Annotated in this window: 19 protein-coding genes and 1 pseudogene; all 20 read right to left on the minus strand. The window is 66.4% G+C overall.

All coding sequences use genetic code 11. The features are described from left to right. Position 1: 1 nt before the first annotated feature. Positions 2-523, minus strand: a pseudogene (locus tag ABZ789_RS12440) (FMN-binding glutamate synthase family protein); the annotation flags it as partial. A 78-nt stretch (positions 524-601) separates the two neighbouring features. Continuing rightward, complete coding sequence (locus ABZ789_RS12445; protein WP_358424003.1) at positions 602-748, minus strand: hypothetical protein; 147 nt, start codon at positions 746-748, stop codon at positions 602-604. A 112-nt stretch (positions 749-860) separates the two neighbouring features. After that, positions 861-2,465: an NADH-quinone oxidoreductase subunit NuoN gene (gene nuoN, locus ABZ789_RS12450; protein WP_358424005.1), complete on the minus strand. Its 1,605-nt coding sequence runs from the start codon at positions 2,463-2,465 to the stop codon at positions 861-863. Further along, the gene (locus ABZ789_RS12455) at positions 2,462-4,129 is read right to left on the minus strand and encodes an NADH-quinone oxidoreductase subunit M (protein ID WP_358424007.1); all 1,668 of its coding nucleotides are present in this window, start codon (positions 4,127-4,129) and stop codon (positions 2,462-2,464) included. Before ABZ789_RS12455 ends, nuoN begins: the two co-directional genes overlap by 4 nt. Before the next feature lie 13 nt (positions 4,130-4,142). Then, positions 4,143-6,035: an NADH-quinone oxidoreductase subunit L gene (nuoL, locus tag ABZ789_RS12460; protein ID WP_358424009.1), complete on the minus strand. Its 1,893-nt coding sequence runs from the start codon at positions 6,033-6,035 to the stop codon at positions 4,143-4,145. A gap of 58 nt (positions 6,036-6,093) precedes the next feature. After that, positions 6,094-6,393: an NADH-quinone oxidoreductase subunit NuoK gene (nuoK, locus tag ABZ789_RS12465; protein ID WP_006554035.1), complete on the minus strand. Its 300-nt coding sequence runs from the start codon at positions 6,391-6,393 to the stop codon at positions 6,094-6,096. Further along, on the minus strand, positions 6,390-7,181 hold the full coding sequence (locus ABZ789_RS12470; protein WP_358424012.1) for an NADH-quinone oxidoreductase subunit J: 792 nt from the start codon (positions 7,179-7,181) through the stop codon (positions 6,390-6,392). Before ABZ789_RS12470 ends, nuoK begins: the two co-directional genes overlap by 4 nt. Continuing rightward, complete coding sequence (gene nuoI / locus ABZ789_RS12475; RefSeq protein ID WP_358424289.1) at positions 7,178-7,723, minus strand: NADH-quinone oxidoreductase subunit NuoI; 546 nt, start codon at positions 7,721-7,723, stop codon at positions 7,178-7,180. Before nuoI ends, ABZ789_RS12470 begins: the two co-directional genes overlap by 4 nt. Then, entirely contained in the window at positions 7,723-8,988 is a 1,266-nt protein-coding gene (gene nuoH / locus ABZ789_RS12480) for an NADH-quinone oxidoreductase subunit NuoH (protein ID WP_358424291.1), read from the minus strand. The genes nuoI and nuoH overlap by 1 nt, the downstream gene beginning before the upstream one ends. A gap of 32 nt (positions 8,989-9,020) precedes the next feature. Continuing rightward, entirely contained in the window at positions 9,021-11,477 is a 2,457-nt protein-coding gene (locus ABZ789_RS12485) for an NADH-quinone oxidoreductase subunit G (protein ID WP_358424014.1), read from the minus strand. Then, positions 11,474-13,651: an NADH-quinone oxidoreductase subunit NuoF gene (nuoF, locus tag ABZ789_RS12490; RefSeq protein ID WP_358424016.1), complete on the minus strand. Its 2,178-nt coding sequence runs from the start codon at positions 13,649-13,651 to the stop codon at positions 11,474-11,476. Before nuoF ends, ABZ789_RS12485 begins: the two co-directional genes overlap by 4 nt. Further along, complete coding sequence (locus ABZ789_RS12495; protein ID WP_358424293.1) at positions 13,648-14,913, minus strand: NADH-quinone oxidoreductase subunit D; 1,266 nt, start codon at positions 14,911-14,913, stop codon at positions 13,648-13,650. Before ABZ789_RS12495 ends, nuoF begins: the two co-directional genes overlap by 4 nt. A gap of 80 nt (positions 14,914-14,993) precedes the next feature. Then, the gene (locus ABZ789_RS12500) at positions 14,994-15,710 is read right to left on the minus strand and encodes an NADH-quinone oxidoreductase subunit C (protein WP_358424018.1); all 717 of its coding nucleotides are present in this window, start codon (positions 15,708-15,710) and stop codon (positions 14,994-14,996) included. After that, positions 15,707-16,261, minus strand: coding sequence for an NADH-quinone oxidoreductase subunit B family protein (locus tag ABZ789_RS12505; protein WP_358424020.1), 555 nt, complete (start codon positions 16,259-16,261; stop codon positions 15,707-15,709). Before ABZ789_RS12505 ends, ABZ789_RS12500 begins: the two co-directional genes overlap by 4 nt. Before the next feature lie 104 nt (positions 16,262-16,365). Further along, the gene (locus tag ABZ789_RS12510) at positions 16,366-16,725 is read right to left on the minus strand and encodes an NADH-quinone oxidoreductase subunit A (protein ID WP_358424022.1); all 360 of its coding nucleotides are present in this window, start codon (positions 16,723-16,725) and stop codon (positions 16,366-16,368) included. A gap of 257 nt (positions 16,726-16,982) precedes the next feature. Beyond that, the gene (locus ABZ789_RS12515) at positions 16,983-17,387 is read right to left on the minus strand and encodes a hypothetical protein (RefSeq protein WP_358424024.1); all 405 of its coding nucleotides are present in this window, start codon (positions 17,385-17,387) and stop codon (positions 16,983-16,985) included. Positions 17,388-17,495: 108 nt separating this feature from the next. Continuing rightward, positions 17,496-17,801 carry a hypothetical protein gene (locus ABZ789_RS12520; RefSeq protein WP_358424026.1) on the minus strand — a complete coding sequence of 102 codons (306 nt, stop codon included), beginning with the start codon at positions 17,799-17,801 and terminating at the stop codon, positions 17,496-17,498. A gap of 277 nt (positions 17,802-18,078) precedes the next feature. Next, complete coding sequence (locus tag ABZ789_RS12525) at positions 18,079-18,747, minus strand: methionine ABC transporter permease (protein ID WP_358424028.1); 669 nt, start codon at positions 18,745-18,747, stop codon at positions 18,079-18,081. Positions 18,748-18,760: 13 nt separating this feature from the next. Continuing rightward, positions 18,761-19,780 carry a methionine ABC transporter ATP-binding protein gene (locus ABZ789_RS12530; protein ID WP_358424030.1) on the minus strand — a complete coding sequence of 340 codons (1,020 nt, stop codon included), beginning with the start codon at positions 19,778-19,780 and terminating at the stop codon, positions 18,761-18,763. Further along, on the minus strand, positions 19,780-20,616 hold the full coding sequence (locus ABZ789_RS12535) for a MetQ/NlpA family ABC transporter substrate-binding protein (RefSeq protein ID WP_358424032.1): 837 nt from the start codon (positions 20,614-20,616) through the stop codon (positions 19,780-19,782). The genes ABZ789_RS12530 and ABZ789_RS12535 overlap by 1 nt, the downstream gene beginning before the upstream one ends. Positions 20,617-20,631 lie beyond the last annotated feature (15 nt).

Consider the following 20,631-nt stretch of genomic DNA (forward strand, 5'->3'; position numbering starts at 1 on the left):
AATTCCAGGCGCGGATCGCGTTGGCGGACAGTGCGCCGAAACTCATCGACGAGACCTTCAGCAGCGACATCGAGTACGGCCGGGTGCACTCGGGGCCTCCGATGATCACGCGGGGTGGGGCGTCGGGTTCGGGTACCGGCGCTGTCGAATGCACCAGATACTCGTAGCCGATCTCGTAGACGTCACGCTCGGTTCCGAACGACAACTCTCCGTGGATGCCCTTTGCGCGCTCGTAGACGACAGTACGCACGTCCCTGTCGAACGGACGCCCGTCGAAGTTCCGTTCGACGAAGTACTGCTGCAACTCCGGACGCACACTCTCGAGCAGATACCGCATGTGGCCGAGTACCGGATAGTTGCGCAGCACCGAATGCCGTCGCTGGACCAGATCGTAGATCCCTACTCCGAGCAGGAAAGCCAGGAGGACAACCAGGACCCACCAGCCCCAGCCTCCGACCGCCGCGACAACACCGACCATCACCAGGATCAGGCCGAGAAAACCGACGAGGAAGAACCGCAGCACGGTTGACCTTCTCCCCGTTCCGGTGACGCGGTCGCATCTCGCGCGGCGACGACCGCGATCACCGTTCCGATCTCGAAATCAGTGCGAGCCGCGACGCTGCTGCTTCAGCTTGGTGAGCATTTCCTTGGCCTTGCGCTGATTCTCCGGCTTGGCCGCCTCGCGTCGGACGACTTGGATCGCCTTGGCGGCTGCAGCGCTCTTCATGACCTTGCCGAACATTCCCATCGAGCACTCCTCCACCGTGTCGTCACAATCGATACTTCAACGATACGGGTCCGCCCGAGGGGCGACGATCGGCCGCGTCCATACCCTCGTGAACGCTCCGACGGTCGCCGAGTCAGAACGCGAACGCTGCCGCTCGCTCGGCAAGATCGAGGACCGGTTGCGGCATGATGCCGAGCAGCACCGTCGCCACGGCCGCGAACGTGATGGCCGCGTTCGTGGCTACGGTCGAGGTGGCAAGGCGCGGTGCGTCGGACGTCGGTTCGGTGAAGAACATCAGCACGATCACACGCACGTAGAAGTACGCAGCGACCGCGCTGACGAGCACACCGACGATCACGAGCGGGGCCGCACCCCCCGAGATCGCCGCGTCGAACACGTCGAACTTCGCGATGAATCCGCTCGTGAGCGGGATACCGGCCATCGACAGCAGAAACAGTGCGAAGGCTCCACCGAGAATCGGTGAGCGTCGGCCGACGCCGGCCCACCGCGACAGCTCCCACGCCTCGCCGTCGGGGTCGCGGACCACGGTCACGACGGCGAACACACCGACGGTCCCGATGCCGTAGACGAGCAGATAGAACAGGGTGGACGACACACCCGAAGGGGTGCCCGCCACGACGCCGGTGAGGATGAATCCGGTATGACTGATCGCCGAGTACGCGAGCATGCGTTTGATGTCGTTCTGCGTCACCGCCAGCACTGCGCCGACGACCATCGTCGCGATGGCCACGGCCCACATGATCGGACGCCACTGCTCGGCCATACCGGGTACCGCGACGTAGAGCACACGCAGCAGTGCACCGAAGGCGGCGATCTTCGTCGCGGACGCCATGAACGCCGTGACCGGAGTGGGAGCCCCTTGATAGACGTCGGGTGTCCACGAGTGGAAGGGCACGGCACCGACCTTGAACAGCAGCCCCACCGACAACAGACCCACTCCGACGAGCGCCGTGGTCTCGCTGCCTGTCCCTGCGTCGAAGGCCTCGGCGATACCGCTGAGCCGAACGGTCCCCGCGTAGCCGTACAGCATGGCCACCCCGTACAGGAAGAACGCCGACGAGAAGGCCCCCAGCAGGAAGTACTTGAGAGCCGATTCCTGGGAGAGCAACCGGCGGCGCCGCGCGAGCCCGCACAGCAGATACAGGGGCAGCGACAACACTTCGAGCGCAACGAACATCGTCAGCAAGTCGTTCGAGGCCGGGAAGACGAGCATCCCACCGACCGCGAAGAGCAGGAGTGGGAAGACCTCGGTCCGTGCGCCACCCGCCGCGAGCGCCTGTCTTTCTGCTGCAGTACCGGGGACGGCCGATGCCTGGGGTGCGAACGCATCGAGGTGCGCGCCCACCGCGGCGGGCGAAACAGCTTCTGCACGAGTCCGCTCGATACTTCGTTCCGCAACCAGTGCGACCGACAGCAGAGCCACGATCAGGACCGATCCCTGAAGAAACAGGGCCGGCCCGTCGATCACGACCGAACCCGACAGGGTGGTCGCACGGGTTCCGGCGAGCATGATGACGGCGACGAACGCCGCGACGAGCGCGACCGTCGTCAGGATCACGTGGCCTGGATACCGCGCGGTGGCCGGCACGAAGGATTCGACGAGTACTCCGACGACTGCCGCGGCGAACACGATCAGGATCGGCGCGATCAGACCGTAGTCGATCGGCGGGGCAGGAAGGGAGGCGGCAAGAAGGGCGATGTCCTCGGACGGGTTCATTCCGTTTCACCTTCTTCGGGATCGCCTGCAGTGGAGCCGTTCTCGGCGACGGAACGCTCCGGGGGAACCACCGGTTCGGGCTGCGAGATGTCGATCGAGACGAGGGTGTCGTCGACCGCAGGGGTGATGACGTCGAGCGCCGGTTTCGGGTATATCCCGAGGACGAGCAGCAATGCGATCAGCGGCGCCACGACTGCGATCTCCCTCGGCACCAGGTCGGGCACCCGGGCGTCACGCTCGGCGACACCGTCGTCACCGGGAAGACGCACCGGCCCACCCATCATTCGCTGATAGAGCCACAGCACGTACAGCGCCGACAGGACCAGCGCGAGTGTCGCGACCACGGCAGCGACTTCGTAGCGGGGGTAGGTGCCGACGAAGACGAGGAACTCGCTCACGAAGGGTGCGAGTCCGGGAAGAGAGAGGGTGGCCAGCCCCGCGACGAGGAAGGTCCCCGCGAGAACCGGGGCGATCTTCTGCACACCGCCGTATGCCGCGATCGTGCGGTTGCCGTGCCGGGAAACGAGGAACCCGGCGATGAGGAACAATGCGGCCGTGGAGATTCCGTGGTTCACCATGTACAGCGTCGAGCCCGCCTGACCCTGTGTGGTCAGTGCGAAGATGCCGAGGACGATGAATCCGAAGTGTGAGATCGAGGTGTACGCGATCAGCCGCATCACGTCGGTCTGCCCGATGGCGAGCATGGCGCCGTAGACGATGCCGATGACGGCGAGGGTCACCACGACCGGCGCGAAGGTCACCGAGGCGTCGGGGAAGAGCTGCAGGCAGTAACGCAGCATTCCGAAGGTCCCGACCTTGTCCACCACGGCCATCATGAGAACCGCGGCTACAGGTGTGGTCCGAACGGCCGCGTCGGGCAGCCACCCGTGCAGCGGCCACAGTGGAGCTTTCACCGCGAACGCGATCAGAAAACCGAGGCACAGCGCACCGAGCACTGCCGGGGTCGCGTCGAGCTCGCCGGATGTCGCAGCGGCGGTGACGACCCGGATGTCGAAGGTGCCCACTCCCGGCGACTCCCCCAGCCCGGACCGCGCGGTGACCACGTACAGGCCGATCAGCGCGGCGAGCATCACGAGCCCGCCGAGCAGGTTGTACAACAGGAACTTCACCGCAGCGCGCGCTCGATCCGCGCGGGCCGTACCCGGCGAGCCGAATCCGCCGATGAGGAAGTACATCGGGACGAGCATCGCTTCGAAGAAGATGTAGAACAGCAGAATGTCGAGGGAGACGAACGAGACGAGCACCATCGATTCGACGAGCAGGATCAGCGCCGCATAGGTGTGTGCCGAGCGACCTGTGCCGGCTTCCTCGTCGGCGGCCCGGTGGTCGTGCCAACCGGCGGCCAGGAGCAACGGAACGAGTGCTGCAGTCAGCAGAACCAGTACCAGGGCGATCCCGTCGACGCCCAGTCGGTAGCCGGCCCCGAACGAGGGAATCCATTCGTGCGACTCGACGAACTGGAAACGTTCTCCTGCGGAATCGAATCCGGCGGCGACCATCACCCCGACGACCAGTACTGCGACCGACAACGCCAGGGCGGTCGCGCGGGCGGCGCCGCCCTTGCGTGCGGGCAGAGCCGCGACGACGCCGGCTCCGGCCAGTGGTAGGACCCACAGGATCGTGAGCCAGGGAACGGTGGTCACCAGTACACCCCCATCACAGTGTCACCAGGACGAGCGCGCCGAGCACGGCTGTCGCGCCGGCGAACATGTACAGCGCGTACGAGCGGACGAAGCCGGTCTGCAGGCGGCGCAGCCGGCGCGAGAGCGCGCCGATCCCGGCGGCCGCGCCGGTGACCGATCCGTCGATCCCCTCGGATTCGACGCTGCCCAGCGCGCGCACCATCTCGGACCCGGGACGCATGAACACCGCTTCGTTCACCGCGTCGCCGTAGAGGTCGCGCCGCGCCGCGACGGTCAGTGCCGAGACCACCTCGGGTGGCGTCTCGGGGACCGGTTCGCGCGCGTACTGCCGATACGCCACAGCGACACCGGCGAGCGCGACCGCAACGGTGAGGGTGCTGACGAGCCAGACCGGCAGACCACCTTCGTGGTGGTCGTAACCGACAACGGGTTCGAGCCAGTGCTGCAGCGCGCCACCGAGCACCAGCAACCCGCCGGCACCCACCGAGCCCACGGCCAATGCGATCATCGGCCAGGTCATCGCCGCCGACGATTCGTGGGGGGTGGTATCCGGTGCCCATCGCCGGTCGCCGAAGAACGTCAGGATCATCACGCGGGTCATGTAGAAGGCGGTCAGCCCGGCACCGAGCAACGCCACCACACCCAGCGCGATGCCTTCGATCCCGCCCGCGGCGAACGCCACCTCGATGATCTTGTCCTTCGAGAAGAAGCCTGAGAACGGCGGAATCCCGATGATCGCGAGATAGCCGAGGCCGAAGGTGACGAAAGTGATCGGCATGACGGTACGCAACCCGCCGAAACGGCGCATGTCGGTCTCGTCGTTCATCGCGTGCATCACCGAACCGGCGCCCAGGAACAGCCCTGCCTTGAAGAAGCCGTGAGTAAGCAGGTGCAGGATCGCGAAGGCGTAGCCCGCCGGACCGAGCCCGGCAGCGAGCACCATGTATCCGATCTGGCTCATCGTCGATGCTGCGAGCGCCTTCTTGATGTCGTCCTTCGCGCAGCCGATGACCGCCCCGTACAGCAGCGTTGCCGCACCGACGATCACCACCGCAAGCCTCGCCGCGGGTGCCGCGTCGAAGATCGCGTTCGCTCGCACCACGAGGTAGACACCGGCGGTGACCATGGTCGCGGCGTGGATGAGCGCCGAGACCGGTGTGGGGCCTTCCATGGCGTCGCCCAGCCACGACTGCAGGGGCAACTGTGCGGATTTCGCGCACGCGGCGAGGAGCAGGCACAGACCGATCGCCGTCACCACAGCTCGGTCGGCGCCGGGAATCGCGCCGAACACCACGTCGTAATCCAGGCTGCCGAAGGTGGCGAAGGTGATCATGAGGGCGACGAGCAATCCCATGTCACCGACGCGGTTGACGACGAAAGCCTTCTTCGCGGCGGTCGCGGCGGCCGGTTTGTACTGCCAGAAACCGATGAGCAGGTATGAGGCGAGACCGACCCCCTCCCATCCGAGATACAGGACGAGGAAATTGTCGGCGAGGACGAGCAGCAGCATCGCCGCGAGGAAGAGGTTGAGGTAGGCGAAGAATTTGCGGCGTTCCAGATCGTGTGCCATGTACCCGACCGAATAGACGTGGATCAGCGAACCCACGCCGGTGATGAGCAACACGAAGCAGATCGAGAGCGCATCGAGCCGAAGCCCGAGATCGACCTGCAAGTTCCCGACCGGAACCCAGGTGAACAACGTCTGCTGTGCGAGGCGCTCGCTCGCGTCGAGTCCGATCATCCCGACGAACATCACTGCACCGACGACGAAGGACGTTATCGCCGTGGCACATCCGAGCAGGTGGCCCCATCCGTCACTACGCCGACCGAGGAGCAGGAGCACGAACGCCCCTGCGAGGGGCAGTGCCGGTATCGTCCACAGCGCCGAGTTCAGGAACGAAGTCATGCCGCGTGTCCTCTCGGCTCGTAGTGGGCTCTCACACTCACCGTCCTCGTCGGGGTCGTCAGTACTTGAGCAGGTCGGCGTTGTCGACCGAGGCGGATCGCCTCGTCCGGAAGATGGTCACGATGATGGCCAGACCGACGACCACCTCGGCGGCCGCGACGACCATCGTGAAGAAGGCGAACACCTGACCGTGAAGGTTGCCGTGCATCCGCGCGAACGTGACGAAGGCCAGGTTGGCGGCGTTGAGCATCAGTTCCACGCACATGAACACGACGATGGCGTTGCGCCGGAGGAGAACTCCCACTGCTCCGATGGTGAACAGCAGTGCGGACAGATAGAGGTAGTTCTCGGGGTTCATCGCCGGTCCCTCCCCTGCTCGTCCCTGGGTCGCCGCAGGTCGAGATCGGTGTGATTCCAGTCGCGGCCGATGCGGCCGAGGAGTTCACCGACCGACAGGTCGGCGAACGATCCGTCGGGCAGCAGGGCCGGCACGTCGGCGGCATTGTGGCGGGCGTAGACACCCGCGGCGGGCAGCGGTGTGACCCGTTCCCCTTCGCGGAACCGGCGTTCGGCGAGTTCTCGTTGGGTCTGCCGGGGTTGCAACCGTTCGCGGTGTGCGAGCACCATCGCCCCCACGGTGGCGGTGATGAGCAACGCCCCGGTGAGCTCGAACGCCCAGACGTAGTCGATGAAGAGCAGCACGGCGAGACCTTCGACATTGCCCCCGGCGTTGGCCGCATCGAGTCCGGCGAAACCGGAGGTCGCGGTATTCCCGATGCCGCCGATGAGCATCACCGCGAACCCGATCGCCACGACGATCGCGAGGACGCGCTGGCCTTTGATGGTTTCGACCAGGGAGTCGGACGAGTCGATACCGACGAGCATCAACACGAACAGGAACAGCATCATGACCGCCCCGGTGTAGACCACGACCTGCACGACACCGAGGAACAGTGCGTCCTGCGCGATGTAGAAGACGGCGAGCACGATCATCGTCATGGCCAGGAACAACGCCGAGTACACGGCTTTCGGGGCGACGACCACGCCGAGGGCCCCGAGCACCGCGACCGCGCCGAGGATCCAGAACTGCACGGCTTCCCCGGTGGAGGTGGTTGTGAGTTCGGCTGCGAGCAGAGCGGTGGTCACGGGCGTTCCTTCCCGTCGGTCACCGATGCCTGCTCCGGGAGAGGGATGGTGCCCCGGTAGTAGTCCTCGTCGGTGGCGCCGGGGGCCATCGGGTGCGGCGGCAGTTGCATCCCGGGAGCCGGCGGGGCCAGCAACCGATCCTTCTCGTAGATCATGTCGGTGCGGTTGTCGTCGGCCATCTCGTACTCGTTGGTCATGGTCAGGGCACGGGTCGGGCACGCCTCGATGCACAGTCCGCAGCCGATGCATCGCAGATAGTTGATCTGGTAGACGCGGCCGTACCGTTCGCCGGGTGAGTACCGCTCCTCTTCGGTGTTGTCGGCCCCTTCGACGTGAATGGCGTCGGCCGGGCACGCCCACGCGCACAGTTCACAACCGATGCACTTCTCGAGTCCGTCGGGATATCTGTTCAGCTGGTGCCGTCCGTGATAGCGGGGCGCGGTGGGCTTCTTCTCCTCCGGATAGCCCTCGGTGTTGGCCTTCTTGAACATCGTCGTGAGCGTCACACCGAAACCGGCCAGTGGGCCGCGGAATTCGACCATCACGATCCTCCTGGGAAACGGCCCGCCGAGGCGGGCGGACTCGACCGGGTGGTCGATCGAGCAGGTATGGGTGGCACGGGGAACCCACCGGCCATGGCGTCGAACTCCTCGTCGGGTCCGGGCCGCTCGACCGCTGTGGCGTCGCGGCGGGTTCGACGTCCGCGCACAGTGAGGTAGCCGAACAACAGCGCAGTCGACAGCAGGCCCGCGACGATGATGCTCGCGGTACCGGGGAGGACATCGTCGTCGGCCAGGAGACGCAGCACTGCCACGACCATCACCCACACGACCGACACCGGGATGAGCAGTTTCCAGCCCAGCGCCATGAACTGGTCGTACCGCAATCTCGGCAGTGTGCTGCGCAACCACACGAAGACGAACAGCACGATCCACACCTTGACGACGAACCACAGCAGCGGCCACCAACCGGAGTTCGCGCCGCTCCACATAGTCAGCGGCCACGGTGCGTGCCAGCCGCCGAGGAACAGGGTGGTCGCGAGTGCGGAAACGGTGACCATGTTGACGTACTCGGCGAGCATGAACATCGCGAACCGCAGCGAGGAGTACTCGGTGTGGAAGCCGCCCACCAGCTCCCCCTCGGCTTCGGGCAGGTCGAAGGGGGCGCGATTGGTCTCCCCGACCATCGACACCGAGTACACCAGGAACGACGGGAGCAGCAGCACGACGAACCACAACCCGCCCTGCGCGGCGACGATGCCCGAGGTCGACATCGTGCCCGCCTGGAGGAAGACCGCCGCGAATGCGAGTCCCATGGCGATCTCGTACGAGATGACCTGGGCGGTCGAACGGAGTCCGCCGAGCAGCGGGTAGGTCGATCCGGAGGCCCAGCCGGCGAGGACGATGCCGTAGACGCCTACCGAAGTGACCGCCAGGACGTACAGGACCGCGACGGGAAGATCCGTGAGCTGCAACGGCGTTCGCGTACCGAAGATCGACACCTCGGGCCCGAACGGAATGACGGCGAACGCCATGAACGCCGGCGCCGTCGCGATGATCGGGGCGAGCAGATAGATCGGCTTGTCCACCCCCGCCGGGATGATGCCTTCCTTGAGGGCGAGTTTCAGGCCGTCCGCGACGGTCTGCAGCAGTCCTTTCGGTCCCACACGATCGGGGCCGACCCGCATCTGCATCCAGGCCATGACCTTGCGTTCGGCGAGGATGAGCACGAGGGTCGTCAGGACGAGGAATGCGAAGATCGCCAGCGCTTTCGTGAGGACGAGCCACCACGGGTCGACGCCGAACATCGACAGGTCCACTGTTTGCTGGGCGGTAACGGTCACTGCGGATCTCCCTCCGCTGGTGCTGCGCTCGCCGTCGCACCGCCCCGGATCCGCACCACGTCACCGGCGGTGACCCCGAGATCGATGTGAACCATCGATCCCGGCGACGCGGTCGGCAGCCAGACGACCCGGTCGGGTAGATCGTCGAACACCAACGGGAGGGTGATCGACCCGCGTTCGGTGGAGACGGTGAGCGAGTCATGTTCGGCGGCGCCGATCTCGGCGGCCGTCGCCGCGGACAGGCGAGCGACGGGTGCGCGGGCCGTCCCGGCGAGGTGGGGCTCGTCGTCCTGCAGCCGTCCCGCATCGATGAGCATCCGCCAGGTGGCGAGGACCGCTTCCCCGAGGACGGGACGCCGCCGAGTCTGCGGTGCTGTTCCGGGCATCGCCGGGGTGGCGCCCGTCCACGTCCCCAGGTCTGTGAGTTCGCGGCGCAGGATCTCGGGATCGTCGAGGGCGACGTCGAACTCCATCGCCTCGGCGATCGCGGCCAGCACCCGATGGTCGGGAAGTGCTCCGGTATCGCGGAGCGCGACCGGGAAGGCGCGCTCCCGACCCTCCCAGTCGAGGAAGGTGCCGGACTTCTCGGCCACGGGAGCCACGGGAAAGACCACGTCGGCACGGTCGGTCACCGCGCTACGACGCACTTCGAGACTCACGACGAACTCCGCGGCATCGAGGCCGGCGCAGATGCCGTCCGGGTCGGGCAGGTCGGCGGGATCGACACCTGCGACGAGCAACGCGCCCACGTCACCCTCGGCGGCAGCGGCGAGGATCCCGGCCGTGTCACGGCCCGGGGTCGCCGGAAGCGAGTCGGGCGCAAGACCCCATGCCGATTCGATGTCGCTACGTGCCTGCGGGTCGGCGAGCGGGCGACCGCCGGGCAACACGGTGGGGAATGCGCCGGCTTCGAGACCGCCGCGATCCCCGGCGCGGCGCGGTATCCAGGCCAGGTGGGCCCCGCTCTCCTCGGCCAGGGCAACCGCCGCGGACAGCGCGCCGGGCGAACCTGCGGCCCGCTCCCCCACGAGGACGACCGCTCCGGGCCGCCGGAGCGCCGCGGCTGCGTCGACGGCCGATCCTGTGCGAATCGTGTCGAGTGCACGCGCCTCGTCACCCGGTACGCACTGAGTGACCCGCCCCGACAACTTGAGCAGCCCGCGGGAGGCGAAGGGTGCGACAGCGAACACCTGCAGCCCCTTACGTCGAACCGCCTTGCGCAGCCGCAGGAAGACGATCGGTGATTCCTCCTCGGGTTCGAATCCGACGAGCAGCACTGCCGGAGCACGGTCCAGGTGGCCGTAGGTGACCTCGAGGCGACGGCCGGCGACCTTCGCGGCGAGGAACGCCGTCTCCTCGTCCGACAGTGCTCGGCTGCGGAAGTCGATGTCGTTGGTGCCGAGCACGGCTCGCGCGAACTTCGCGTACGCGTAGGCGTCCTCGACAGTGACCCGGCCTCCGGTCAGGACCGCGGATCTGCCGTGCGCCGCAGACAGTCCCCTGGCGGCGACGCCGAGTGCCTCGGTCCAGGAGGCGGCGACGAGCGTTCCGGTGTCGTCGCGGACGAGCGGGGTTGTCAGGCGGTCGTCCGCGGTGGCGTAAGTGAAGGCCCAGCGACCCTTGTCGCAGTTCCATTCCTCGTTGACCTCCGGGTCGTCCCCGGCGAGACGGCGCAGCACGGCTCCGCGGCGGTGATCCGTCCGCTGGGCACAACCACTCGCGCAGTGCTCGCACACACTCGGGGTGGAGATGAGATCGAACGGGCGGGCGCGGAAACGGTAGGCGGCACCCGTGAGTGCACCGACCGGGCAGATCTGGACGGTGTTGCCGGAGAAATACGACTCGAACGGTTCCTCGGTGTAGATGCCGACCTGTTGAAGGGCACCGCGGTCGAGCATGTCGACGAATCGGTCCCCTGCGACCTGGTCGGCGAAGCGTGTGCATCGGGCGCACAGCACGCATCGTTCGCGATCGAGAAGCACCTGCGCGGAGATCGCTATGGGTTTCGGATATGTACGTTTGGTGTCCTCGAAGCGGGTCTCGGCCCGGCCGTTCGACATGGCCTGGTTCTGCAGCGGGCACTCCCCGCCCTTGTCGCACACCGGACAGTCGAGCGGATGGTTGATGAGGAGCAGTTCCATCACGCCGCGCTGGGCCTTGTCCGCCACCGGTGAGGTGAACTGGGTACGCACGACCATTCCGTCGGTCACCACGGAGGTGCACGAGGCGAGCGGTTTGCGCTGGCCTTCGACCTCCACGAGGCACTGTCGGCACGCCCCCACCGGTTCGAGCAGGGGATGATCGCAGAATCGGGGGATCTGGACGCCCACGAGTTCCGCGGCGCGGATCACGAGTGTGCCTTTGGGGACGGCGATCTCGGTGTCGTCGATGGTGATGTTCACCAGGTCGGTGGTGTCCGATCGCTCCGCCCCGGCACCGGAGACGGCGGTCATCGTTCATCTCCTTCGGCGTTCGTGTCGGCGGCGAGCGCCGACAGGTGCGCGTCGAACGGGCACCCACCATGTTCGAAGTGCGCGAGATACTCGTCGCGGAAGTACTTCAGCGACGAGGTGATCGGGCTGGTCGCACCGTCGCCGAGCGCGCAGAACGCCCGTCCGAGGATGTTGTCGGAGATGTCGAGAAGTTTCTCGAGGTCGGCATCGGTACCCCGCCCCTGCTCGAGTCGCTCGAGAATCTGCACCAGCCACCAGGTGCCTTCGCGGCAGGGGGTGCACTTGCCGCACGATTCGTGCGCGTAGAACTCGGTCCAGCGCAGCACGGTACGGACGACGCAGGTGGTGTCGTCGAAGATCTGCAATGCGCGGGTGCCGAGCATCGAACCTGCAGCGGCGACATTCTCGTAATCGAGTGGGATGTCGAGATGCTCGTCGGTGAATATCGGTGTCGACGAGCCCCCCGGGGTCCAGAACTTGAGCCGATGTCCGGCGCGCACGCCGCCTGCGTAGCCGAGCAACTGTCGCAGGGTGATGCCGAGCGGGGCCTCGTACTGGCCGGGCCTCGTCACATGTCCGGAGAGGGAGAACAGCGCGAAGCCCGGTGATTTCTCGGTGCCCATCGAGCGGTACCAGTCCACGCCGTTGCGGACGATGAGCGGGACGTTCGCGATGGATTCGACATTGTTGACCACAGTGGGGCACGCGTAGAGGCCCGCCACCGCAGGAAAGGGCGGGCGCAGGCGCGGTTGACCACGGCGGCCTTCGAGGGAGTCGAGCAGTGCGGTCTCCTCACCGCAGATGTAGGCCCCGGCACCCGCGTGGACGACGAGTTCGAGGTCGTAACCGGAACCGAGGATGTCGCGACCGAGATAGCCGGTGTCGTAGGCCTCGGCGACCGCGGCGTGCAGACGCCGCAGGACCGGCACGGCCTCGCCACGGAGATAGATGAAGGCGTGCCGGGCACGGATCGCATACGCCGCGATGATGACCCCTTCGACGAGTGCGTGCGGAGTGGCCAGCATGAACGGGATGTCCTTGCAAGTACCGGGTTCGGATTCGTCGGCATTGACGACGAGATAGTGCGGTTTGTCGTCGCCTTGCGGGATGAACGACCATTTCGTGCCGGTGGAGAACCCGGCGCCTCCGCGGCCGCGCAGTCCCGAGTCCTTGACGGCACGGATCACGGCGTCGGGGTCGGTGCCGAGCGCGAGCGGCAATGCTTCGTAGCCGCCGTGGGCGCGATATGCCTCGAGCGTCCACGCTTGCTGTTCGTCCCAGTAGCGAGTGAGAACGGGTGCGAGGCCGGAGACGGCCGGTTCGGTCGTTGCGGAGTCGTCTCGGGGTTCCTGTACCCGCATGCCGAGTTCGCGCGCAACCTCCAGACCCGCGAGGGAGGCCGGGCCGGCGGTACCTGCGGCGGCAAGCGCGCCGGGCCTGTCGTCGGGAAAACCGGCGAGCAGACGGGAGGTGTCGCGGAAGGTGCGCAGCGGGGCTCCGCGCGTCGGGGTGGGTCTTTCACCGGCACACAGTTCGTCGACGACCTCGAGCGCCGAGTCGACCGTACGGTTGTCGAACAGTTCCCAGTCGACGGTCATCACCGGGGCGTAGTCGCAGGCCGCGTTGCATTCGATGTGCTCGAGGGTGATCGCACCGTCGGCGGTGGTCTCGTCGTGTCCGACACCGAGGCGGCTGCACAACGCGGCGAAGATCTCGTCGCCGCCCATGATCGCGCACAGCGCGTTCGTGCACACCCCCACGTGATGGCGGCCCGTCGGGGAGCGGCGGTACATGGTGTAGAAGGTCGACACGGCCGCGACCTCGGCACCGGTCAGCCCGAGTCGCTGCGCGCAGAAGTCGATTCCCGCCGGTGTGATGTAACCGTCCTCGGCCTGTACGAGGTGCAGCAAGGGCAGCAACGCGGACCGCGGGTGCGGATAGCGTGCGACGATTCGGTCGGCGTCGCTGTCGAGACGGGCGCGAACGTCGCCGGTATACCGGCGTGGCGCGCCGGGCGGTGCGAGATAGGTGTCCTCGTCGGGTCGCGGTCCGAGCGGCACGAAGACCGGTTCGCGTGCGGCCGGTTCGGTCATCGGCACGGCGGCGGTGGTCTCGTCGGTACCCGCTGTCCCGGCGGTCTCGGCGCCCGGTGTCCGGACGAATTCGGTGCTCATCGATCCACTCCCCCCATCACCGGGTCGATGCTGGCCACGGCGGCGATGACATCGGAGACCATGCCGCCTTCGCACATCGCTGCGACCGCCTGCAGATTCGTGAAGGACGGGTCGCGGTAGTGCACGCGGTACGGACGTGTGCCTCCGTCGCTGACCATGTGGACGCCGAGTTCGCCTCGTGGTGATTCGACACCGACGTAGACCTGCCCCGCGGGTACCCGGATACCTTCGGTCACGAGCTTGAAGTGGTGGATCAGGCCCTCCATCGACTCGCCCATGATGCGGCGGATGTGCTCGGGTGAGTTACCGAGTCCGTCCGGTCCGAGTTCGAGTTTCGACGGCCAGGCGATCTTGCCGTCCTGCACCATGACCGGCCCGGGACGCAGCCGGTCCAGGCATTGCTCGACGATTCTCAGCGACTGCCGCATCTCCCCGATCCGGACGAGATAGCGCGCATAGCAATCCGATCCGTCGGCGGTCACGACGTCGAACTCGTAGGTCTCGTACCCGCAGTAGGGTTCGGCGCGCCGCAGGTCGTAAGGCAGTCCGGTCGAGCGCAGTATCGGCCCGGTGACGCCGAGTGCCATGCACCCCGTGAGGTCGAGGCAGCCGATGTCGCGGGTACGCGAGATGAAGATGGGATTGTCGGTGAACAGTGCTTCGAGATCGGAGAGCCGGCCCGGCAGCAGTGCCAGAAGATGACGGATCATCGGGGCGGCCTCGTCCGGCAGGTCCTGGGCGAGTCCGCCCGGCCGGATGTAGGAGTGGTTCATCCTCAGTCCGGTGATCGTCTCGAAGACGTCGAGGATCAGTTCGCGTTCGCGGAAACCGAAGAGCATCGGGGTCGTGGCGCCGAGTTCCATGCCACCGGTCGCCAGGGCCACCAGATGTGAGGAGATACGGTTGAGTTCCATGAGCATCACCCGCACCACCTGGGCTCGCTCCGGAACCAGATCCTCGATGCCGAGCAGTTTTTCGACACCGAGGCAGTAGGCCGCCTCGTTGTGGAAGGGAGCCAGATAGTCCATGCGGGTGACGAAGGTGACGCCCTGCGTCCAGTTCCGGTACTCGAGGTTCTTCTCGATACCGGTGTGGAGATAACCGATCCCGCATCGCGCCTCGGTGACGGTCTCGCCTTCGATCTCGAGGATCAACCGCAGGACGCCGTGTGTGGACGGGTGCTGCGGTCCCATGTTCACGACGATGCGGTCCTCACCACTGTCGCGTACGGCCGCGGTGATCTCGTCCCAGTCGTGGCCCAGGGCGTCGAAGACGGTCGTCTCGTCGGATTCGGTGAGCGTGACGTCGACGGACGCCACATCGGGGCCGGAAGGTTCTCTCGTCACGTGTAGGCCCTCCGTTCGTCGGGGGGCGGGATCCGGGCGCCCTTGTACTCCACCGGGATTCCGCCGAGAGGGTAATCCTTGCGTTGAGGATGCCCGCGCCAGTCGTCCGGCATCTCTATGCGGGTGAGCGCCGGGTGGCCGTCGAAGACGATCCCGAAGAAGTCGTAGGCTTCGCGTTCGTGCCAGTCGTTCGTCGGATAGATCCGGTAGAGCGACGGTACGTGCGGGTCGCTGTCGGGGATCGCGACCTCGAGGCGCAGCCTGCGGTTGTGCGTGATCGAGACGAGGGGATACACGGCGTGCAGTTCGCGTCCCGTTTCCTGCGGGTAGTGCACTCCGCCGACTCCCAGGCACAACTCGAATCGAAGGCTCGGGTGGTCGCGGAGCGTGCGTGCCACCAGTGGCAGGTGCTCGCGCCGGACGAAGACGGTCATCTGCCGGCGGTGCACGACGATCTTCTCGACTGCGTCGGCGTATCCCGCGTCGACCCCGCCGGAGCGCTCGTCGAGGACACTCTCGAGGGTGTCGACGAGTTCGTCGAGGTAGCCGCCGTAAGGCCGCTCGGTGCTGCCGGGAAGCGACACCCGGCTGACGAGACGTCCGTAGCCGCTGGTGTCACCGGACCCGCGTACCCCGAACATGCCGCGACGCAAGGCGATCACCTCGTCGGTGCGGTCGTTGCCACCGGACTCTGTGCGTTCGAGGTCGGTCATCGCGGTGGCACCGTCAGTTCGATGAGCGGGCGCTGTGCCAGGGCGGCTTCTTCCGCGGCGCGGACCGCTTCGTCCCGGTTGACGCCCAGGGGCATCTGCGCGATCTTCTCGTGCAAGGTGAGGATGGCGTGGAGCAGCATCTCAGGCCGGGGCGGACAGCCGGGGAGATAGATGTCGACGGGAACTACGTGGTCGACACCCTGCACCACCGCATAGTTGTTGAACATTCCCCCGGACGAGGCGCACACACCCATTGCGAGCACCCACTTCGGCTCGACCATCTGGTCGTAGACACGGCGCAGCGCCGGCGCCATCTTCTGACTCACGCGACCGGCGACGATCATCACATCGGCCTGGCGCGGGGAGGCCCGGAAAGCCTCCATGCCGAATCGTGCGATGTCGTAGCGGCCACCCGCGGTGGCCATCATCTCGATCGCGCAGCAGGCCAGCCCGAAGGACGCGGGCCACAGCGATCCCTTGCGAGCGAAGCCCGCGAGAGTTTCGACGGTACCGAGCAGAAAACCGCTCGGAACCTTCTCCTCGATGCCCATCGTCGGTCACCTCCCCCCGGATCGGACGAGGCGGCTTCCCGCCGAGCGCGTGGCCGGGTAACCCGTTCGCGCACAGGATGTCCGGTGGTCGGACAACCGGGTGATCAATCCCATGTCAGGCCTCCTCTTCTCCACTCGTAGGCGTAGGCGACGAAGACGTTGAACATGAACAACGCCATCGCTGCGAGACCGAAGGCGCCGAGCGCGTCGAAGTGGACCGCCCACGGGTAGAGAAAGACGATCTCGATGTCGAAGATGATGAACAGCATCGCGGTGAGGTAGTACTTCACGGGGAAGCGCCCACCCGACACCGGCTGGGGGGTCGGATCGATGCCGCATTCGTAGGCGTCGAGTTTGGTGCGGTTGTATCCGCTCGGGCCCACGACACTCGCCACCGCGACGGAGAAGATCGCGAAGGCAAGCGCGATACCGCCGAGTACCAGGATCGGTACGAAAGCGTTCATGCCACCTCCGGTTCCTCGTGCGAATCCGGCCACGGGGGCCGTTCGTCGCCTGCGAACCCACTTCCCACGTCCTGCGGTCTCGCGGACCTGCACCGACCCGGTTGTGAGTTACGGCACACACTAGTGGTGTTCGCGTCGGACTTGTCGCGATTTCACACGCTCGTTTCGAGGCGGCGTGTCGGCCCGCCCGGGGACCGGAACGGCGGTAGATTTTCCGGCCCGCATGCGGGTCGCGAGTGGTGAGGGTGGCGGAAGTATCAGGCGGGTCGGGAGCGTCCGGTGAGCAGAGTGAGGACCTGCCGGCCGAGCCGGATCGGGTCGACGGGATGGCGCATCGCCACCTCGGCGCCCGACCATCGGGCGAGCCATTCGTCGTCGGCCCGGGCGATCAGGACGACGATCGGCGGACACCGATCCAGTTCGTCCTCGAGTTGTTTCGCGAGCCCCATTCCACCCGTGGGTGCGGCTTCACCGTCGAGGACGGCAAGGTCGATGCCGCCGCTGTGCAGGCGTTCGACGACGACCGGTCCTGTCGCGACCTCGAGATACTCGATCGGGGGCAGGTCCGGATGCAGGCGAGTACCGAGGGCATCACGAACCTGTTGCCGCACGGTCGCATCGTCGCTGTAGACGAGGATGCGCAGCGAGTCGGTCACGCGCAAGATGCTAACTCAGCACACCGGTTCGGCTGCGGAACTCGCGGGTCGCGGCGTCCGTGCCGATTTCACCGCCCGGAACGACGGGCCCGTGAAGTGCGCGACGTCGTCGAATCAGAATCGGCTCTCGAGAATGTTCCATCGTCTGCGCACTTCCGGCCGTGCGATCGGCGCAACCGGAGGTGTGAACGAATACTCCGCCAGGTCGTCGTGGATGATCCCGGCGGGCGCGATCATCAGGTGGGCGAGCACGATGCATGCGCCGGTCAGCACGGCAAACGTGCCGCCGATCAGATAGGACGCCGTGAACACCGCGGCCAGGAAACCGATGGTGAGCATTCCCGTGAGTGCGATGATCGCGAGTATGCGCCGACTGGACGGTGGCGCGATGTCGAAGGTGTCTTGCTGCAATGCGGCCATGAGTCTCTCCGTTCCTCCCCGGAAAGCGCATCCCGTGCCCCCACACTCGACCCATCACCCGGTTCGACGAATCGCCGGTGATGAGCGAACCCCCGGAGGGGCTGATTGCGCTTGTCCCCTGTTCCACTCGGCCGTGAGCGGCTTCTATAACAGAATACTATCAACTGTGACATCTGTCTCGTGATCTTATTGTGGGCGGTCACTAAACCGATGCGTCGCAGGAAAACGGCCGGTAACGGGGACGAATCCAGGAGGTTGGGCGCACCTCACAGCGGGTTCACCGCCGATGCGCCATCCTCCGGATGATCAGATCGCCGATCGACTGCATGATCTGCACCATCACGATGAGCACGACCACCGCGACGAGCAGCACCGGCGTGTTGAAACGCTGGTAGCCGTAGACGATTGCGAAGTCACCGAGGCCACCACCGCCGATGACACCGGCCATGGCCGAATAGCCGACCAGCAACACGAGCGTGAGGGTCGCGCCTGCGACCAGCGGCGACAACGCTTCCGGCAGCAGCACCTTCCGGACGATCTGGACGTTCGTGGCACCCATCGCCTGCGCCGCCTCCACTCTTCCGCGGGGGACCTCCCGCAGCGCGGATTCGACGATGCGCCCGAAGAACGGGATGGCGCCGATGGTGAGCGGCACGATCGCCGCGGTCGGTCCGATCGCCGTGCCCACCACGAACCGGGTGAACCCGATCAGGGCGATGAGCAGAATCAGGAAGGGCAGCGACCGGAACAGATTGACGATCACACCGAGAACGGTGTTGATCGTCCGGTGGGGCCACAGCCCGGTGGGGGACGTCAACTGCAACACGATTCCGACCAGCACGCCACCGACGACGGTGAGCACGAACGACACCGCCACCATGTAGAGCGTCTCGAGGGTCGCTTCCCACACCTCGGGGAAGGCGTCGTACCACTGCAGCTTGTTCATCGCACCTGCCCTCTCATTCGCTGAGCCCCTCGAGTTCCGCTTCCGTCCCCCACGTCAGACTCAGGTACGGGCGTTCCGACACGAACCCTTCGATGCGGGCCCGGTCGGTTCCCGCCGTGAACCGCAATCTCATCCGGCCCACGGTCACGTTGCCGACCTGCTCGACCCTGCCGCCGACCACGGCGACGTCCGCGTCGAGCGCACGGATCATGTCCGCGAGCCACGGCCCGTGGGCGGCCTCGCCGATGGCGGTCACCAGCGCGGTGTCGGTGCTCGGTCCTACCGACGGATCGTTACCGACGGGCACGAGCGCAGCACCGAGCGCGGACTGCGGATCGGCCACCAGATCGACGATCCGACCGGTCTCGACGACCTGGCCGGCCTCGAGACGCGCGGCCGACGTGCAGATCCGGCGCAGCACTCCCAGCTCGTGGGTGATCACGACGACCGTCACACCCAGTCGCCGGTTCACCTCGGCGACGAGATCGAGGACCTGCTCGGTGGTGTCCGGGTCGAGAGCACTCGTGGCTTCGTCACACAGCAACACCTCCGGCTCGGCGGCGAGGGCACGGGCGATACCCACGCGTTGCTGCTGACCGCCGGACAGCTGCGTGGGAAAGCTCTCCCCCTTGCCGGACAGGCCGACGAGTTCGAGAAGTTCGAGAGCGCGCCGACGGCGCTGTTCCTTGCCGACACCGGCGACCTCGAGAGGGAACTCCACGTTTCGGAGCACGGTGCGCGAATGCAGCAGATTGAACTGCTGGAAGACGGTGCCGATCCGGCGGCGCGCTGCGCGCAGCTGCGCGCCGGACAAGGTCGACAGATCGTCCTTGCCCAGCAGGATCCGTCCCGAGGTGGGCTGCTCGAGCAGGTTCAGGCAGCGCAGCAACGTGGACTTGCCCGATCCGGACGGACCCACGACACCGTAGATCTCCCCATCGGGGATCTGCAGCGACACCCCTCGCAGTGCCGCGACCTCCCCGGAGCGACCGGCTCCGGGGAAGGTCTTGACGAGATTCTCGACGACGATCATCAGTTCGCCGTGTGGACCGGCAGGACCGCGCCGTTGTAGTTCCCCTCGATCCACGCAGCCGTCTCCGGCGACTCGAGAGCATCGGCCAGAGCGGTGACGGCCGGGTCGTTCTCGTTCTCCGCACGCACGACGAGCAGGTTGGAGAACGGATTCTCCTCGACCGCTTCGGTGAGGATGGCGTCCTCGGACGGATTCAGACCGGCCTCGAGCGCGTAGTTCGAGTTGATCACGGCAGCGGTGATCTGCGCGTCGTCGAGCTGACGGGCGAGCTGGGGACGCTCGATCGGAACGAGCTCGAGATTCTTCGGATTCGCGGCGATGTTCGATTCGGTGACCACCGACAGGTCGGCTTCCTCGAAGGGCACGTCCATCTCGAGCAGTCCCGCCGATTCGAGCAGGTACAGCGCTCGGGCGTAATTGGTGGTGTCCCGCGGGACCGCGACGGTGTCGCCGTCCTTCAATTCGTCGAGCGAGTCGATCTTGTTGGAGTAGAGACCGATGGGCTCGAGATGCACGTCGGCGACCGCGACGAGGTCGTCGATACCCTTCTGCTTCTGCCAGTCCGTCAGGTACGGCTCGTGCTGGAAGAAGTTCGCGTCGACGTCGCCGGCTTCGAGCAGTTCGTTGGGATCGACCTCTCCGGTGATCTCAACGATGTCGAGTTCGTAGTCGCCCAGTGCCCCGGTACTCACGATCTGATCGAGGATTTCGACGTGCGGGGTGGACGACGCCGAGATCCGGAGGGTGGTGCCGTCCCCTTCGGACGACGAGCAGGCCGCGAGACCCGCAGCGAGGGTGAGCGCGGCTGACGCGACAGCGATACGACGCAGTGACATCGGGATGAATACCTT

Source organism: Rhodococcus sp. NPDC047139 (genome assembly GCF_040643435.1).
GTDB lineage: Bacteria > Actinomycetota > Actinomycetes > Mycobacteriales > Mycobacteriaceae > Rhodococcus.